The 16,927-nt window shown below is 61.8% G+C and carries 13 protein-coding genes and 3 pseudogenes; 8 read left to right on the forward strand and 8 right to left on the reverse strand.

From position 1 onward, the window contains the following. Positions 1-703: 703 nt before the first annotated feature. From QDX22_RS05465 to QDX22_RS05475, 3 genes and pseudogenes are all read left to right on the forward strand, one after another. On the forward strand, positions 704-2,170 hold the full coding sequence (locus tag QDX22_RS05465) for a PrgI family protein (protein WP_279718124.1): 1,467 nt from the start codon (positions 704-706) through the stop codon (positions 2,168-2,170). 79 nt (positions 2,171-2,249) lie between these two features. Next, positions 2,250-2,837, forward strand: a complete 588-nt coding sequence (locus QDX22_RS05470) for a hypothetical protein (RefSeq protein ID WP_279673024.1) — start codon at positions 2,250-2,252, stop codon at positions 2,835-2,837. 285 nt (positions 2,838-3,122) lie between these two features. Further along, positions 3,123-4,615 (forward strand): annotated as a pseudogene (locus QDX22_RS05475) (ATP-binding protein). A 619-nt stretch (positions 4,616-5,234) separates the two neighbouring features. On the opposite strand, the gene QDX22_RS05480 reads toward QDX22_RS05475, so the two are convergent. From QDX22_RS05480 to QDX22_RS05500, 5 genes are all read right to left on the reverse strand, one after another. Next, on the reverse strand, positions 5,235-6,491 hold the full coding sequence (locus tag QDX22_RS05480; protein WP_279718125.1) for an MFS transporter: 1,257 nt from the start codon (positions 6,489-6,491) through the stop codon (positions 5,235-5,237). A 200-nt stretch (positions 6,492-6,691) separates the two neighbouring features. Continuing rightward, entirely contained in the window at positions 6,692-7,300 is a 609-nt protein-coding gene (locus QDX22_RS05485) for a TetR/AcrR family transcriptional regulator (RefSeq protein ID WP_279718126.1), read from the reverse strand. A gap of 1,170 nt (positions 7,301-8,470) precedes the next feature. Beyond that, the gene (locus tag QDX22_RS05490) at positions 8,471-8,704 is read right to left on the reverse strand and encodes a hypothetical protein (RefSeq protein WP_279718127.1); all 234 of its coding nucleotides are present in this window, start codon (positions 8,702-8,704) and stop codon (positions 8,471-8,473) included. A 328-nt stretch (positions 8,705-9,032) separates the two neighbouring features. Further along, positions 9,033-9,365: a hypothetical protein gene (locus tag QDX22_RS05495; RefSeq protein ID WP_279718128.1), complete on the reverse strand. Its 333-nt coding sequence runs from the start codon at positions 9,363-9,365 to the stop codon at positions 9,033-9,035. Continuing rightward, positions 9,322-9,753, reverse strand: a complete 432-nt coding sequence (locus tag QDX22_RS05500) for a hypothetical protein (protein ID WP_279718129.1) — start codon at positions 9,751-9,753, stop codon at positions 9,322-9,324. The genes QDX22_RS05495 and QDX22_RS05500 overlap by 44 nt, the downstream gene beginning before the upstream one ends. A gap of 217 nt (positions 9,754-9,970) precedes the next feature. Between QDX22_RS05500 and QDX22_RS05505 the strand changes: the two genes are divergently transcribed. The 4 genes and pseudogenes from QDX22_RS05505 to QDX22_RS05520 all read left to right on the forward strand — a co-directional run bounded on the left by QDX22_RS05505 (position 9,971) and on the right by QDX22_RS05520 (position 14,224). Beyond that, positions 9,971-10,144, forward strand: coding sequence for a hypothetical protein (locus QDX22_RS05505; protein WP_279718130.1), 174 nt, complete (start codon positions 9,971-9,973; stop codon positions 10,142-10,144). A 151-nt stretch (positions 10,145-10,295) separates the two neighbouring features. After that, positions 10,296-11,216 carry an aminoglycoside phosphotransferase family protein gene (locus QDX22_RS05510; protein WP_279718131.1) on the forward strand — a complete coding sequence of 307 codons (921 nt, stop codon included), beginning with the start codon at positions 10,296-10,298 and terminating at the stop codon, positions 11,214-11,216. A 908-nt stretch (positions 11,217-12,124) separates the two neighbouring features. After that, positions 12,125-12,805, forward strand: a complete 681-nt coding sequence (locus tag QDX22_RS05515; protein ID WP_279718132.1) for a hypothetical protein — start codon at positions 12,125-12,127, stop codon at positions 12,803-12,805. A 109-nt stretch (positions 12,806-12,914) separates the two neighbouring features. Then, positions 12,915-14,224: pseudogene (locus tag QDX22_RS05520) on the forward strand (ISL3 family transposase). Here the strand turns inward: QDX22_RS05520 and QDX22_RS05525 are convergent. The 3 genes and pseudogenes from QDX22_RS05525 to QDX22_RS05535 all read right to left on the reverse strand — a co-directional run. Continuing rightward, a pseudogene (locus tag QDX22_RS05525) lies at positions 14,224-15,069 on the reverse strand (conjugal transfer protein TrbL); the annotation flags it as partial. The pseudogenes QDX22_RS05520 and QDX22_RS05525 sit on opposite strands and share 1 nt — an antisense overlap. A 1-nt stretch (position 15,070) precedes the next feature. Further along, the gene (locus QDX22_RS05530; protein WP_137802585.1) at positions 15,071-15,340 is read right to left on the reverse strand and encodes a DUF6112 family protein; all 270 of its coding nucleotides are present in this window, start codon (positions 15,338-15,340) and stop codon (positions 15,071-15,073) included. A 131-nt stretch (positions 15,341-15,471) separates the two neighbouring features. Further along, entirely contained in the window at positions 15,472-15,738 is a 267-nt protein-coding gene (locus QDX22_RS05535; RefSeq protein ID WP_279673069.1) for a DUF6112 family protein, read from the reverse strand. A 300-nt stretch (positions 15,739-16,038) separates the two neighbouring features. Between QDX22_RS05535 and QDX22_RS05540 the strand changes: the two genes are divergently transcribed. Continuing rightward, positions 16,039-16,872, forward strand: a complete 834-nt coding sequence (locus tag QDX22_RS05540) for a hypothetical protein (RefSeq protein WP_279673027.1) — start codon at positions 16,039-16,041, stop codon at positions 16,870-16,872. Positions 16,873-16,927 lie beyond the last annotated feature (55 nt).

Here is a 16,927-nt window from a genome sequence, read left to right on the forward strand (position 1 = left end):
TCCTGGAATCACTGATCCACACCCTCAATTACGAAGAGCCAGATTCCTGTCTTTCATCGGCTTCGACCTCTACAACTCGATGGGCTCCGAGCAGGAAGCGAAATCGGCGCTGAACCGGCCGGTGCCGACACCGGGCAAGCCGCAGGGCAACAGCCCGAACAAGGTCCTCGACGGAAAGTCCGACAAAGGCGGCGACAGCGGAGGCGGTGGGAAGAAGTCCGGCAACAGCTCGAGCCAGGCCGCTACCCCTGGTCCCGGCGGCAGCACCGGTGGTTCCGGTGCCTCCAGTGCAAGTGCCGGGTCGGCGGGCGCTGGTTCGGCCGGAAGCGCAGGAGCAGGTGGCGCAGGAGCTGGAGCAGGTGCGGGCGCGGGTGCCGGTGCAGCTGCGGCCGGGCCGGCCGCTGCGGTCGTGGCTGGTGCCGCGGTCGCGAAGAAGGCCGCCACCGCCGGCCCCGAAGCGGGCCAAGCCCTGGCCGGGCAGGCAGAGACGGCGACCGAGGGCGCCGAGAAGCCCTCCCAGGACACCACGACCTCGACACCGGCCCCGGTCGATATCCCGGCCCCGAACGCCGCCCCGGCGTCCTCGCCGGTGCCGAAGTCGCCGCCGGACACGTCCTCACCGAAACCGTCCGCGCCCAAGCAGGGCCCGAATCGGCAGGGTCCGAAGCCCTCGGGCCCGACGAGTGGGAAGGAGTAGTCCCCCATGTCCACGGAAACCTCCACGGAGTCCGGGACCGCCCTGGTCCCGGCGAAGTTCAGTCGTCTGACCCGCCGGGGCATCCTGCTCGGGCTCTCGGCTTCCCAGCTGGTCACCCTCGGCATCGCCGGGGTGAGCCTGGTCGGCTCTTTCTACGGCGGCGGCGGGGCGCTGTTCCTGCTCACATCGCCGATCTGGGTACTCGGTGCGGCGATGACTTGGATCCCCATCAGTGGCCGCCCCGCGGTGGAGTGGGTGCCGATCGCCGGCTGGTGGGTGTGGCGGGCCAGCATGGGCCAGTTGATCTACCGGCGTCGGATCGTCATGCCCCGCCCGGCAGGCACCTTGGCACTGCCCGGTGATGCCGCCCGGCTGCGGGAATACTCCGATCCCGAGACCGGGGCCGGCATGATCCACGACCCCACCGCGGCGACCCTGACGGTGATGATCGAGCTGTCCCATCCGGCGTTCGTGCTGCTGGACCCGGTCGAGCAGAACCGCCGCGTCGAATCCTGGGGTCGCGTGCTGGCCACGATCTGCCGGTCAGGCCGGATCAGTCAGCTCCAAGTCCTCGAACGTACCCTGCCCGACTCCGGACAGGGCCTGGCCGAATGGTGGGCCGCTCACGGCACCGATGACGGATCGTGGGCAGCGACGACCTACGCCGAGCTCATCGACCGGGCAGGCCCTGCCGGGGAGCGACACGCGACCACGCTGAGTCTGAGCCTGGACATGAAGCACGCCGCCCGCCAGATCCGCACCGCCGGCGGTGGGCTGCGCGGAGCGGCGAACATCCTCCGCCAGGACATGTCCACCCTCGCCTCAGCGTTACGGGCAGCCGACCTGTCCTTCACCGACTGGCTGAGCACCGGACAGATCGCAGTGATCCTGCGCTCGGCCTACGACCCGGCCATCGCTGCGACCCTGGAACGCCACGGCGAGATCGGTCAGGACCTGGCCACCGCCGGCTCGGTCGCTGTGACCGAACGGTGGGGGCACCTGCGCACCGACTCCGCGTTCCACGCGGTGCTGTGGATCAGCGAGTGGCCCCGGGCGATGGTCCACCCCGGGTTCCTCTCACCCGTGCTGCTCTCGACGGGTATCCAGCGGGCGTTCTCGTTGATCTGCACCCCGCTGCGCACCGATCAGGCAGCCCGCGATATCCGCAAGAAGAAGGTCGAGTACATCTCCGACCGGACCCAGCGAGCCCGGATCGGGCAGATCGAAGACGCCGGGCACAGCGCCGAATTCCAGGACGTGCTCCAGCAAGAGGCCGATCTGACGGCCGGCCACGGCGTCGTGCGCTACACGGGCCTGATCTCCGTCTCGGCCGAAACCCTCGATGACCTCGACCGAGACCTGGCCGCACTCGAACAAGCCGCGATCCGGGCCTCCTGTGAGAACCGCCGCCTGGTCGGACAGCAAGCCCGCGCCTTCACCGCCGCGGCCCTGCCGCTCTGCCGACGGGTCTGACCCCTCCCGTGCACCTGCGTGCTATCTCCGCTCCCGCCCTGTAGCGGGAGTACCCACCTTCGACACAGGAGAGCTGATCATGCCGACCTACTCCGACCCCGCCCGCGATGCCTCAGAGACCGTCGAGGCCACCCGCGGCCTGGCCCACTCCATCCACGCCATCTCCCGTCCCGAGACCATGCCCGGCATCGTCGGTGACCTGCTGGCCACCACCCGGCGCCTGCGCGAAACCCTCGAAATCCTCGCCCGGACCCACGTGTACTACATCGACCGGGCCAGCACCGACACCGGAGACTTCAAGACCGGCGAGGCCCACGCCTTCGCCACCGCCGACGCGATCGACGAGGCCGCCACCCTCGTCGATGACGTCGATGCGCGCATGGACTGGGCCAGCACCCACGCCCACCTCATCGCCTGGCAGCCGCCCCCGGAACCGGAGTCGCAGTACCTCAACGTCGTCTTCCTCCAAGGCCAGGACGCCGATGAGGTCATCGAGATCATCGACGCCGTAGGCGAAGACGCCGCGATCGATCACCTGCAGGCCTTCGACGCCGGTGCCGAGACCACCGACGCCGCCCTGATCAACGGCTACGTCTACACCACCCCGCCGATACGGGCCCTGGACCACCCCGCCGATACGGGCCCTGGACGACACCGCCAACGGTGAAGGCTACATGATGGTCTACAACCGCGACCTCGGCCACGTCGGCCTCTACCGGACCTTCACCCCCGACCCCGAGGACGCCCTCGACACCCCTGCCGCCCCCACAGCGGTGAACCACAGCCATGTGCCGGGCTTCCCGCGCCCGGTCATCAAGCCGGCCCCGCGCCAGGCACCTACCGGGCAGAGCCCTGCGACACCATCCGGGACGAGGCAGTCATCACGGCGGGACAGCTCGTGGTTCGAACATCCCGGTGTCGCCGCGGTCAAGGACAGCCGAGGGCTGGGACGATGAGCCGGGACGACGACGAGCGCCTGCACACCTCCGTGCTCGTCGCCCCTGCCGCTGAACGGCGCCCCTCCCGCAAGGCCCGCCGTGCCGCGGCCACCGCGATCCAGGCCAAGCAGAACCGTCAGCACATGGCCGAAGCGAAGGCCCGCGCCGAGGCCGACCGCGCCGAACGCCGCGCCCGGGCGTACCTGCCGGCCGCCGGGGAGCCGGGACCGGCAGCACTGCGCACTCCGGGCCGGTTCCGGTTGCCCAGGCACCAGGACACCACCGCCAGCCTGGCCGCGGCCTATCCTTTCTTGGCAGTAGGGGGCTTGGGCAGTGAAGGCGTATTCATTGGCCAGGACCTCTATTCGGGGGCCAGCTTTGTCTATGGCCCGTGGGTGCTCTACGCCCGCGGCGTGATGACCGCTCCGAACGTCGTCGTCGCCGGCATCGGCAGCTCGGGCAAGTCGGCCCTGGCCAAGAGCCTCTACACCCGAAGCTTGCAGTTCGGACGGCGCGTGTACGTGCCCGGTGATCCCAAGGGCGAGCACACCCGCGTCGCGCAAGCCGTCGGCGGACGTGCCATCGCCTTGGGCCATGGGCTGCCGAGTCGGCTCAATCCCCTCGATGATGGCTACCGGCCCAGCGGCATGACCGATGCCGAGTGGTCCTCCACGGTAGCCTACCGCCGCCGAGACCAGATCGGGGCCCTGACCGAGACCGTGCTGACCCGGCCGCTGACCCCGCTGGAGCACACCGCGATCGACACCGCCCTGGCCGCAACGGTGCGGGGTAACGACACGCCGATCTTGCCGATGGTCGTCGAGCACATCCTCAACCCGACCGATGACACCGACGGCAGGCTGGCCGAAGACGGCAGGATCGCCGGCCACGCCCTGCGCCGCCTCGTCGTCGGGGATCTCGCGGGACTTTTCAATGGTCCCTCGACCGAGGTCTTCGACCCCACGCTGCCGATGATCATCCTGGGCCTGTCGCGGGTGACGGAGAACAACACGCTGATGAGCGTGCTCATGACCTGCTCCTCGGCCTGGATGGAGGCGGTCCTGTTGGACCCGCGCGGCGGCCAGCGGTGGTGCGTCTATGACGAGGCGTGGCGGATGATGAGCCACCCCCGCTGCTGCGCCGGATGGATTCGCACTGGCGGTTGGCCCGCCACTACGGGATCGCGAACCTCATGCTCTTCCACCGGATCTCGGACCTGGAAGCCGTCGGCGATCAGGGCTCGGCGATGCGTTCGATCGCGGCCTCGCTGCTGGCCAATGCCGAGACCCGGGTGATCTATCGGCAGGAGGCCGACCAGCTCGGCTCCATCGCGAGAGCCCTGGGCCTGACCGGCACCGAACAGGGTCTGCTGCCGACTCTGGGTGTTGGGCAGGGGCTGTGGAAGATCGCCTCGAGGTCCTTCGTCAGGCAACACCAACTCCACCCCGCCGAGATGGACCTGTGGGATACCAGCGCTCGCGCGGCCGGGAACAACCCCGTGGACTGACGCACATAACTTCACATCAGCGATGGCTCGAAGGTGGGTTGAGATTGCGACGGCTGGCAGGTAATGACGGAGGGGAAGGGTGCGGCGCACTCCGGAGACGGCTTTGGTCTGGCTTGATGGGCTCCTTGGGAGCGCAATCAGAGTTCGGACAGGACGACCCTCAAGGTTACCCTCGCAACTCGGACGCCCCCCTTTCAGGGAACATCATGATGCGCAATTTGGTCTCGCGTACAACCGCAGTGTAGTAGTTGCCGAGCTTTCTCCCCGTGAGCACCGACCCGCGGAACCTTCGTCAAGATGACAAGGGGATGCGCTTAGTCTCCTATCAGCGGACAGCAGATCGATTTCTAGTTGAACAGGGAGCGTTGTGCGGCGTTGCTGAAAGCTGAGGGCTGGTCCGCCTCACCCCGTCCCTGCGGGCAACAGTGTCAGGGTGTCATCTGAGTCTAGGTGGTACCTCGTCAGGTCTGTGTGGGCCCCTGTAGGAGGGTGGCCCTACCCTGCCTGCTGCGCTCGGCATACGCCGGCACCACTGCGGTCGAAAATGCTTCGATGTCGCGCAGCGCGGTGCGGGCCGATACCTCTCGCTCTGCAGCTCTATGGGTATCGACCACGCGGGTCAAGCCCGGCTCTGGGTTGAGCCATGGTCAACTGACGCTTCGTCGGTCGGCATCCCCGGCAGGCGTCCCAGGGACATGGCGCCAACGATGGCAAGCACGACTGCGGTCAAGGTCATAGCGTTGGGGAATCCGAGCTGTTCAACAGCGAATCCGGCAAGAAGAGGACCTACGGCAAGTCCGACCGCGTACGCCAGGGTGTACAGAGAGTATGATCCGCCTAATGTTGGGGGTTGAGAGCGGAAACCTTGAACACTTATTAGGGCAGTTGCTGGCGCCTGGAGGAACGCTGCTGCGGTACCAAGCAAGCCCATCCCGATCGCGATCTGCCAGATATGTGTAGACCATCCGACGAGCAGCAGTGAGACCACTACTGAGGCGATGCCGAGACCGATAAGAATGCGGGGCGAAACGCGTGAAACCATTGATCCTACGACCGGATTGGCAATGACTCCAACAAGCGCGGCTAGAGCGAACAGCAACCCAATAGCCAGCGGACTTTCATTTAAGTGAACGGGCAAAACCGGCTCAAGGGCAGCTATCACAGCCGCCCCTATGGCTATGGCGATAATTATGGACGCAGAGCCCGGTACTCGGAGTACCGTCAAGGGGCTGCCAGTGTCGTCAGCAATACGTGGGACTTTGCGAACTAGCGTGATGCGAAGAATACCGTCCAGAACTGCTACACCGGCTGCGAAGATAAATGGGGAGGATGTTCCAAACTCTCCAACCATGAATCCGGCAAGTGGGGGCCCGATAAGGACACCGAGCGTGATCGTAGATATGGCAATACCCATTGCCATTCCGCGCTTATCAAAGCTTGTAGTGGCAGCGATTAATGCCAAGCCCGCGACCCAAGACATTCCCCCGGCAACGCCTTGGGCGAATCTGGTCACTACAAGTAGCCAAAAGGGCCCGCCGATCGCGAACATGAGAGTTGCTGCTGCGAGCCCGACCATGCCAATGAGCAGAGGGGCTTTCGGTCCTACCCGATCGACCAAGCGCCCACTTAGTAACGCAGACAAGACAAGGGCGATGGCGTACGAGGCGAACAAGACCCCAGTCATGGCGGACCCCGCTTCGACGACTGGGGGCAGTAAGGGAAGTACCGGGACTGCCAAGCCGATGACGAGGTTATCGACAAAGAGTGCAAGTGAGGCTACGACGAGCGCCCTCTTTGAAAGTGTACCTGGCGGAAGGGTATTCGGCGGGGAGTTACTCACGATGCCTCCGTATCCTAAAGGTACATAGCTTGGCATACAGGTTAGCTCGTATGTAAAAAGACGTCAAGTCACCGCGGTGTCCGCGGAAACGCTTCGGCGAGGGGCTGTCTCAGCTTGCTGATCGCACGGGGAGGTGAGACTGTCCAGCGAATCATTCGCGAGGTCGGTGATGCCAAGCGCAGCGGGGGCGCAGACAAAGCCGGGCGGGTCTGACCCGGCTACTGCCTCGACCTGGCCTACTCGGAATAATTGAGCCCCGTGCCGAGGAAGCCATGGACTAGGTAGTCAACGTTGGAATCGAGTTCAGAACTGGCAGGAAGATCGTCGGGGTTCGTGATGGCAGTGACGGCCAGGCCCTGCAGGAAGACCACTACGCTTCGAGCGATGAGGTGTCTTGATACTGGTAGATCATCTTCAGGTTTCAGGCTGTTCTCGATCTGGCTTTTCCAGGAAGCCAGAGCGTCGCTCTTCTCGGCGTTGCCGCTGCTTGCCGCCTGCGGTGCCACGATCACTGTTGTGCTCACGAGTGCACGGAACTCGGGGTCATCCTGGAGCCACTGAATGTAGCGTCGAAGCAAGACTCGCAAGTTCTCTGTCGCGCTGGCGGAGGTGGTGTCATCAGCGAAGAGTTTGTCGCCAAACTCCGACCAGCCGAACTGAAGCGCCTCGGAGAGCAGCGCGGACTTGGAAGCAAAGTGGTGATTCAGCGCTCCGCGCGAGACGCCGGCTGCGCGTGCGATGACCTCGAAAGTCGCCCCTCTCCAGCCATGGTCTTCGAACGCACCTAGCGAAGCCCACAGGATAGTTTGCTTCGTTTTCCACGCATCCTCGGCCGATCGCTTCATGTCTCACAGGGTAGCTCATCGGGGCCAGGACAAGCATGTCCTGGTGAATCCGAGCTGGATGCAGGTCTTTTGAGGCCGTCGACCCACGGTGACCCCTAGGTCAGTACCACGGGTTTCGGTGGGGATGTGACTCACCTGAGAGCCGTAGCGTAACAGGAAGGCATTAGTTCGGATTCGTCCTTATACCCAATGAAAGGTGGCAAGCGTGGAGGCGACACCAACAGACTCGCCGTTGATTGCCGCGAGCGATGTCACCTTCGAATTGAGAGGCAAGAGTCCCCTGACGATCACAACTGGCTCTAGCACTTACACGCTGGAGGCTACTCCGTCGCAGGCAGAACAGCTTAGGGAAGTGCTCACCGAGATTGTCCCGTTGCTACGAGATTCAGAAGCCTTTGCACGTGATCTGGACGAGGCTCAAGTTGATGCCCTAAGCCCGTATGTAGACGACTTTGTAAAGATGGGCGTACTTCTGGAAGCACCTCAAGACATCAATTCGGAAGCTCAACGAAGGTTCTTCACATTCCTCGCCCGGAGAACCAAAAACACGAGGTCGACATATGAACATGCTCGCGAACAACGATTCCGACTAATTGGGCCCGAGGAACTGGTCGGGCATTGGCGAACAGCCTTTGAGGCGCAGGGACTCTCCATTGATACCTCGGAGTCGGCAAGCACAATATGTGTCGAATTGGTCGCGAACATGGAGAAGCTCCCCGAAATCTCGAGGAAGTATCACGCAGCTGGAACTGCCTGGTCGCCCGTGGTGCTTAGTCCTACCGGAGCAAGTATCGGACCATGGGTCATACCTGGCGAAACAGCCTGCCCCATGTGCCCTGTATCGCTTGACGGAGTTGGACTGTATTCGACTAGATCCCACGTTGGCCTCAGTACATCTTGGCTCAGCATGCAGACAGGCTCACTAGCGTGGGTAAGCGGTTTGCTTACCCACTCGGCATTGCGAGTGGTGGCTCCAGCAGGCCCTCACTCGCCTTGGGGGCGTCGGATAGATCTGGACTTCCTTCGCACGTTGCAGGAAACAGTGCCTGTATGGAAAAACCCCTATTGCGAACTGTGCGGCCCAGCCCCTCGACCAATGCGGAACTGGACGGAGTGCCTCATGTCAAGATCCCCGGGGAATGAGGCTGTGCCTCGCACATATTTCCCCCGCTAACCGGGGTCTGAGCCGGCCCGGGTGTGGTGGACCTTGATGCCCGCGGGATCCGGTTGGGCCTGTGACTTCTCGATCTGGCGTTCAAGTCTCGCAGTCTTGCCCGCAGCGAGCTTGATCAACCGTTGCTGGATCTGATCGATCTCGGCAGCCATGCCGACCGGATCCAGACCTGCCCGGTACTTCTGAAGCTCTTGTTTCTGCTGGGCGTTGAGGATCCCGGAATCCAGCAATCGTTGATACGGTGTCTTGGCAGAGTCGTAGACACGTTTGCGTCCGGCCGACGCGATCGGTGGAATACCCGGTCGGTTTCTTCCTCGGAGTGAAGAAGTTCAGGCGGTCGTTGACCAGCGGCCACAGGCGTTGCAGCAGCTCCAGCTCGGTCGCGGTGTCGTAGCGGTAGGAGAACCCGTACCGGCGCATGAGGTGGTTGTTCTTCGATTCGATGGTGGCCTGATCGTTCTTCGTATCCGGGCGTGCCCGGGTGAAGAAGATCTTGCGGTCAGCGGCCCAGTCGATGAGGTTGTGGTTGATGAACTCGGATCCGTTGTCGAAGTCGAGTCAGGTCACCAGGTAGGGCACAGTATTGACGAATTGTGTGCAGGCATCGACGACGTGGGTCGAGGCGTTGTTCTTCATCGGGTGGGTATAGACCCACCCGGTGTGCATGTCGGTGTCGTTCACGCAGCGGGCGAACTCGCCGTTGAGGGTCGGGCCGCAGTGGGCGAGGGTATCGATTTCGAAGAAGCCGGGTTCGTCGTCGACTTCGTCACCGGCCTTGGGCACGGTGATGGAGTTACGCAGCAGGCTCCCGGGCTTCGTCGCTGACTTCCCAGGCAGGGGATCCTTGTCACGGACTGGTTTGAGGTACCGGTCGATGGTCGCCGGACTCATCGCCAACAGCTCGGCACGCACGCTGTGGTTGTAGCGGCCTTTGCCCGGGATCAGGTGGGTGGGCTTCGAGGCAGTCCAGCAGGCCTTCCATGGCTGCAACGAGGTACTTACCGCAGATGCCGCCGGCGATCGAGCACACGTATGGCAAGATCTTGACCGCGTCGTAGGAGTATTTGCGGGCCTTCGTCTTCGGCCTGTCGATGACCGCGACTGTGGCTTTCACGCGTCCTTTGGGTTGCCGGGTACGGCGGGTGAGTTGCTGGCGGGCGTGGTCGCGGTTCCACCCGGTGAGTTCGGTGACGGTATCGAGGATCGCGGCTTTAGGTTTCTTCGGCGCTTGCGTGTAGGCGGTGGCGTAGTTCTTCGTGATCTCGATTCGGCTGCTCATAGATACGTCCTTGTCGACCATGACCCCATCGTCGTCGTGCCTGGTGGCCCGGGAGAAAGATTTCGCGGGGATTTTTCTGTGAGGCACGACCCCTTACTACGCGGGGACTTTCTATGAGTCTCGTCGCAGGCGGTCCGTCAGCTGTGGGCTCGAGCGAAGATAGTGCATGACGCGACCCCGTCGCTCAGAGCGGAGGGCACGACTCAAGGAAGAGAACATGTCCATGCAGACCGAGAACACCATGATGGCGGAAGCAGTCTTCGGCGACTTTCAGGACACCATCGACCTGATGGAGCAGGCTGAGCGCGAGGAAGCGTTCGCCACGGACCTTGAGATGGTTGCAACCACCCCCGTCTGCGCAACGATCGGTACCGCTCTGATCATGTGCTAAAAGGCGGGAAACCCTGATTGGGCCCTACCGAAGCAGTCGCCTATTGCGATCGGGTAGGGCCCAATCTGTGCCCGGGGTCCTGGCCCAGCACTAGTAGTTCTGCAAGCATTATTGATCGTTGTGAAATCGATCGACGGAAAAGGTGGACGCGATGGAGCGGATGGGGTCTCGGGTCACAGTATCCGATGAAAAGGAGTTCAAGAGGTACGTAAAAACAGCGCGAGGCTTCGACAAGGAACAGCGACTTCTTAACCGGGAGTTCCAGGCTATGCAAGCGGCTGCAGAGATTCTGGATGAAGCCGGAAACCCGGTCGCATTGCCAAGCACACGTATCCTCGACAACCAGATTACCATGGAGACCCCTCACGGATATTCCTCCCCGATCAAGGATTTTTTTGATCGGGATCTTCCCACGGACTGGCGAGGTCAAGTTTCCCTCATCGGGAAGAAGCTAGCCATCCTACACCGAGCGTCAATAGATTTCGGCGCGGAGCCAGAATCACCCATTCTGTATCCTATTCCGGCTCACCTCTTCATGCACATCACTGACGGCGCGCTATGGACGCTAAAGCAACTTCCAAAACAGGTGCACGAAACGTTAAAGAGAACGATCACACAACTCCAGGAGATGGAGTCAGTGTTCATTCATGGCGATCTCTCGATAGACAACGTACTTACCACTGAGCACGATGCGGTGTTTATCGATTGGGAGCTGGCGGGCGCGGGACCGAATCTGCATGATATCAGCTCACTAATGGCATCGTTCCTTGCATCGCGTGTGCGGGCACAAACCGCGAGAGGTACTGTACGTACCAGCGTGCCAGCTGGCCTTATGGGGGAATTTAAAGAGTTCACTGCCCACCTCCTAGGCACATACGGGTTTGCCTCCGACACCGACGAGGCGGTGCTTCTCGTGCGTGTCGTAGCCTTGAAACTTCTTGCGCGGTCACAAGTGGTGGCCGCTGCATCGGTTCCACAGACTGCGTTGGCGACGGTTTTGTTACGCATGACAATAAACATGACCGCCAATGCCACTGCTATAAGCAAAGGGTTGATGCGGGATGCTAAGTAAGGGCACTAGGTCTGCACTGCTTGAAACTGAGTATACGGCCGCGGCGCGTTGGGCCGAAGAATGTCTTAACTCTCTATTTGTCGATGGCAAGGAACTTAGGAGGTGCCTCAACGGTGAGTCTGTTTCAGCCACTTCGAGTGTCGCAGCGAGGACGGTGAGTCGCTGGCTTTACGAGGACGTCCACTTAAAGAGGACAGGAAGCTCAGTGGCGCAAGGCGCCGAAGTGGCTAGCCCCGTGGTGGCATCAACAGCACTGAGGAATGCACGCCGAACTAGTCTAGGCTGGAGTCTGCGACCATCCGCCGAGGGCGCTACCGTCGCGACATCTGCTTTGAGTGGTGTCGAGCTTCTCATCGCTGCCGAGCAGCGTAGCGAGTGGATTGTCGGGCCTGATGCATTAAGCGTACCAAGAGTGCGTAAAGGATTCTTGAGTGGCTGGGATAGTATAACTGGCCTCGATGGCAATCCATTGTCTCCAGATCTGCGAATGTACATTCCGTGGGTCAATAGTAGCCACAGCGCAGAGAATCTAATAGATAAGCTGGACCAAGCGGTCAGCCGGTGGATGATAAAGTTCGCCAATTTCGCGACACAACGTCCAGATAAAACTGTACTTTATTGCTCAACTGGCGATGCTTGTAAAATATTTGAAGCACTCCAGCAAGCAGCACCATCAACCCAGTCCATCGAACTTAACGGTCCTGGATTCGCACTTATTGGCCCGTACGGAATCCCATACGGTCTGAATCGAGCTGGGGTGACATCAAGTTTTGGAGTGACCGTGGCTAGGCAAGCCGGTGAGTACTTAGTCGAGTCCTATCCCACTTGTGGCGCCACCCGGAACTTTGTGCAATCCTCCAAGAATCCGCGACAGCAATCGGAATCGATAATTGGAATGAGGCCCTCTTTTGAGCACAGAGAAGATCGGCACAAGACGAATTAGCCAACAAGGCGAATCAGCATGGACCTGGGAGCTGTCCGCGGAGCAGTTCAGGTATGGTGAATCAGTACCGCAGTTAGGGCTTGACTCGATTCGCCCAAAGACTCCTAAGGGGACTGTGATCTATGAAGACGTGCCCGCAGACCATGCGCTCATTGATGACCTTCTCAACGAGAGTGAGTATGACGAAGCACATTGGGCTTGTTATGAGAACGCCTTACGTTGTCTCGCCACAATCTCCGCTTCTGGGGAGGCTGCATGGAGCTCTGACCAAATAGGGCGAACGCGGCAGTACGTTGACACGAGCAAAGACGAGCAGGAGAAGCTCACTCGACTTTCACAGCAAGTCCTGGAAACGATTGATACTGTCAGTGAACCGTCAAACGTCGGAAAATCTGGTGAGAAATATCCGATAAAGCCGGGGGTGCCGATCGGACTCGGCCGAGTCATTCTTGATCCAACAGGTCGAGGAATGGTGCTTGCACCGCTCGGCGATGCAGCCCCAAAAGCTGCAACCGCTGGAAGACTGATTGAAGAACTTATTTGGGCTTCTTCACTCATTCAAGCCAAGAGCGAATTCAAAGCAAAGATGGCGATCAACCTGGCGGTTTCCGTCGCAAATTCCTCGCCGAAATACGGCTCTTCGTAATTGAGGGTGTGGATCAGTGATTCCAGGACACGGCGTGGCGCTGCCCGGATAGACGTCGAGGTCTTCCGATGATGGAAGTTCTTACACAGTCCATCCGAAAGACCTCGACGTGTCCAAGCTTACTTTCTCATCTCCTGATCTCACGACGTTCTGCCGGCTCGACTCCCTTGACCTCACGTGCATTGGCCAGCACATCACCGGGCACAAAGCCATTCTGGAATGCCAGCCCAACACTGCCGATGACTGGTGCCGACGGTGTGGCGGACACGGGATCGTCCGCGACACCGTCGTCCGCCGCCTCGCCCACGAACCCTTCGGCCACCGGCCACCACGCTTCACATTCGCCTCCGCCGGTACAAATGCGTCGAATGCGGCCGCGTATGGCGTCAGAACACCACTGCTGCGGCGCCACCACGAGCGAAGATCTCGCGAACCGGCCTCGACTGGGCGCTGCGTGCCCTCGTCATCGACCACGACACCGTGTCCGTGATCGCACGCAAACTCGCCGTATCCTGGCACACCGCGAACTCCGCGATCCTCGCGCAGGGACATCGACTGCTGATCGACGACCCGACCCGGTTCGACGGGGTCAGCGTCATTGGTGTCGACGAACACGTCTGGCGGCACACCAGGCGCGGTGACAAGTACGTCACCGTCATCATCGACCTTACTCCCATCAGCCAGAAAGCAGGCCCGGCACGCCTGCTCGACATGGTGCCCGGACGATCGAAACAGGTGTTCAAGCAATGGTTGAAAGCCCGACCGAAAGACTGGCGTGATGGCATCGACGTCGTCGCGATGGACGGATTCTCCGGCTTCAAAACAGCCTCCGTTGAGGAACTGCCCGAGGCTGTCGAAGTCATGGACCCGTTCCACGTCGTCAAACTCGCCGGTGATGCCCTCGACGAGGTACGCCGCCGCATTCAGCAGGAAACCACCGGGCATCGCGGACGAGCAACAGACCCGTTGTATCGAGCGCGCAGGACTCTGCACACCGGTGCTGATCTGCTCACGGCCAAACAGCAGGAGCGGATCGTAGACCTCTTCGCCGACGCCAACTTCACCGCCGTCGAAGTCACCTGGGCCGTCTATCAAGACATTGTGCGCGCTTACCGAACCAACGACGGCAACGAGGGCAAGAAGCTCTTACAAACAGTCATCGACGATCTGACGACGAATCTGCCGACAGGACTGGCCGAACTCAAACGGTTAGGACAGACTCTGAAGCGTCGAGCTGCTGATATCCTGGCGTTCTTCACCCGACCGGGAACGTCGAACGGGCCTACCGAAGCGATCAATGGCAGGCTCGAACACCTACGGGGCTCAGCACTCGGCTTCCGCAACCTCACGCACTACATCGCGAGATGTCTGCTCGAGTCCGGCGGCTTCAGACCAGTTCTACACTCTCAATTACGATGAGCCAGGAATCTGTAGGTGAGATAGGGCGCGAACCCGGCGAGCACCATGAGCACGATTCCGGCGAGAGGATCGGCGACCGAGGCCAGATCCGCTTCGATCGGAGCCGAGACCTGGGTGACGGCCACGAGCAGGATGATGACCAGGACGAGCTTGCTGAAGATCAACGCGAGGACGAACATCGCCCATTTGCCGATCCAGCCACGACTGGCGTCCCAGGAGGCCCCGGCGAACGCGAACGGGGCCAGGACCACGGCGACCAGCAGCAGTGCTTTGCGGATGAGCAGGCTCAGCCACACGATCGCGGCCGCGGAGATCGCGAGGCCGCCGAGGAAGATCGAGATGATCGCGCCGACTCCCGGCGCGGTGATGTTCAGTGTGGCCAGCGCGGCGACCAGGCCGGTGATCTTCGCGCCCATGGACTCGGTGGTCTCGCCGGCGGCTTGGATGATGCCGATGCATAGCTGGTCGACGATCTCGAGCAGTAGAGCGGTCAGGGTGAGCACGACGAAGGAACCGAGCACGCTCTTGGCCAGTCCGAAGGCTGCGCGGGAGAGCGCGCCGGGTTCTCGGCGGATCATCCCGGTGATCAGTTGCAGGCAGAAGAAGATCAGCATCACGAAGATCGCGATGCCGAAGGTCAAGTTGAAGACCTCGACGTATTCGCCGCTGGTGACATCGACCAGGGTCGTGGTGTCGAAGATCTTCCAGACGGACTCGAACATCCATTCCGCGGCCGCGCCCATGCCCGCGGCCAGCCACTCGAATGGTGCCGAGACGAGGCTGGCCGCGGCTTCCCCTGCACTGTCGCAGACCGAGGAGAGGACGGGTACGTCGCAGAAGCCCATCTCAGATGCCCTGCCCGACGTCCCAGAAGAAGTTCACCAGGGTGACTGCGGCCCCCGACAGGACTGCTGCGGCACAGGAAATGAGGACACCGATTTTTCCTCTGCCCGCGAGGTTCGGGTTGCTCGAGTTGGAGCCGTACGCCCAGACAATCGCGGAGATAATCAGGGCGAGCACGGACAGGATCAGCGCCACGGTCATCACGGCGCCGACGATCTCGCGCAGCTGTTCGATGCCCGGGAGTCCGGAGTCATTGGGGTCAATGTCGATCACGACACACGCTCCTTCATGCAGAGTCGTTGGGTGCTTGTCTGCGGCAAGGTGCACGGGCATCGTCGTGGCATGAAGAAGCGCCCATCCGGTATCCGGATGGGCGCTCGGGTCGTTCGTGAGGTGGGGTGGAGTCAGAGCTGTTCGCCGAGGCTGACCAGCCAGTTCAGCCACCCGGTGGCCGCTCCAGCGAGGATCGCGCCGCCGAGGGAGACGAGCACGCCGATACGGCCCTTGGCGGCGAGGCTGTAGTTGCCGGTGCTCGCAGCGATCGCCCAGATGATCGCGGAGACGAGGACCATGAGCACGGCGATGATCAGCGCGGCCATGAGCAAGGCACCGGCGACCTCCATGAGATCACCGATGCCGCTCATGCCCTTGAAGTCAGGGAACACATCCATGCCGGGCAGGTGCACGATCAACTGCATAAGCCCATCTGTCAGGCCCTCATCGCGACGAGGGCCTGACAGATGGAGCGCTTCTTAAGCAGGACACGATTCGGAAACGGCGCCCTCCCTAGAACGAAGAGTCGCTAGCCTGGCGAGTAGACAGGCTCGAGCACGCTCAGCCATACGTGTTCGGGCAGACGACTACCTCAATGAGGAGGAATGATGTCAGCGAGCCATGGCCCGGCCCCCGCCAATCACGAACCGTCCTGCGAACGCGCAGCTTCTCCCGATTGTGGTTGCAGGTGCGATGGCATGATGCACCAGCGTGATGTCCTCGTCGCCGCGTTCGAGTCTCGCGGTAGCCCTGCAGACTTTGACCGCGAGTTGACCCGCCTATTCGGTTCGCCGTTCACGACTCTGTCCATGGACCCGGTTCCACCGCAGCGGGATCGGCGTGATGACTGGGAGCCGATAGCCACGGCCTCGACCGGCAAGAAACGGAGCCAGATTGAGCAACGGGTCGTCGATGTCACTCTCCGCGATCTGCTATGTATCGTGCACGGTTTGCCAATGCAAGCAAAGCGCGGGTGGTCGAGCTTCCTGGACGCCTTGACCGTCCAGTCGAGCTGGCATTCGATCGTGACGAGTGTTGAGGTCATCGCTGGCCGTCACGATGGAGTCAGCGGATACTTCTGGGGATCCATGTTGGCCGCAGCGTCCGGAGCCCATGCGGCGGGGACGAGCGTTTCGGCCCCTGTCATCGAAGCCTTTCCCGCAGGCGTCTCCACCGTGTTCGATCAGGCCCGTTACCCGCGCGCCAACGCCGGGGACACGGTGAAGACCATCAAGGAGATGACCTTCCCCGCTGCCGTCTCCGTCGCCGCGAAACCGATCGCGAGCGCATGGTCGACCACCGCTGTCGCGGCCGGCGAGAAAGGGACGGTGCTGGCAGTTGTGGGTTCTGCGGTCTCGCCGGACCTGTGGCATCATCCCGCGGCTGTCCGGTATCTCTTGCTTCCTGCGGTGTCGGGCATCCGTACCCTCGTGCCCTCAGCGTCCTTCTCGCTTGATTCTGCAACGCAGACGGTGGAGGATGCGATTGATTCCGAGCTGGCTGAGAAGTGGAGAACACGCGGAGTCTGGTAGACGTGTGCGAGCATTTCCGCTTCCGGTGTGGAAGCGGCGGGTGGGGAGGCGGATT

It is taken from the genome of Auritidibacter ignavus (genome assembly GCF_029853775.1).
GTDB classification, from domain to species: domain Bacteria; phylum Actinomycetota; class Actinomycetes; order Actinomycetales; family Micrococcaceae; genus Auritidibacter; species Auritidibacter ignavus.

What these genes read in the sequence shown, in the direction of transcription:
- QDX22_RS05505 (WP_279718130.1), top strand. Translation starts at nt 9,971, where the DNA reads ATGTCCATGCAGACCGAGAACACCATGATGGCGGAAGCAGTCTTCGGC.
- QDX22_RS05500 (WP_279718129.1), bottom strand. Translation starts at nt 9,753, where the DNA reads ATGAGCAGCCGAATCGAGATCACGAAGAACTACGCCACCGCCTACACG.
- QDX22_RS05485 (WP_279718126.1), bottom strand. Translation starts at nt 7,300, where the DNA reads ATGAAGCGATCGGCCGAGGATGCGTGGAAAACGAAGCAAACTATCCTG.
- QDX22_RS05465 (WP_279718124.1), top strand. Translation starts at nt 704, where the DNA reads ATGTCCACGGAAACCTCCACGGAGTCCGGGACCGCCCTGGTCCCGGCG.
- QDX22_RS05540 (WP_279673027.1), top strand. Translation starts at nt 16,039, where the DNA reads ATGATGCACCAGCGTGATGTCCTCGTCGCCGCGTTCGAGTCTCGCGGT.
- QDX22_RS05535 (WP_279673069.1), bottom strand. Translation starts at nt 15,738, where the DNA reads ATGGATGTGTTCCCTGACTTCAAGGGCATGAGCGGCATCGGTGATCTC.
- QDX22_RS05480 (WP_279718125.1), bottom strand. Translation starts at nt 6,491, where the DNA reads ATGCCAAGCTATGTACCTTTAGGATACGGAGGCATCGTGAGTAACTCC.
- QDX22_RS05510 (WP_279718131.1), top strand. Translation starts at nt 10,296, where the DNA reads ATGGAGCGGATGGGGTCTCGGGTCACAGTATCCGATGAAAAGGAGTTC.
- QDX22_RS05495 (WP_279718128.1), bottom strand. Translation starts at nt 9,365, where the DNA reads ATGAGTCCGGCGACCATCGACCGGTACCTCAAACCAGTCCGTGACAAG.
- QDX22_RS05470 (WP_279673024.1), top strand. Translation starts at nt 2,250, where the DNA reads ATGCCGACCTACTCCGACCCCGCCCGCGATGCCTCAGAGACCGTCGAG.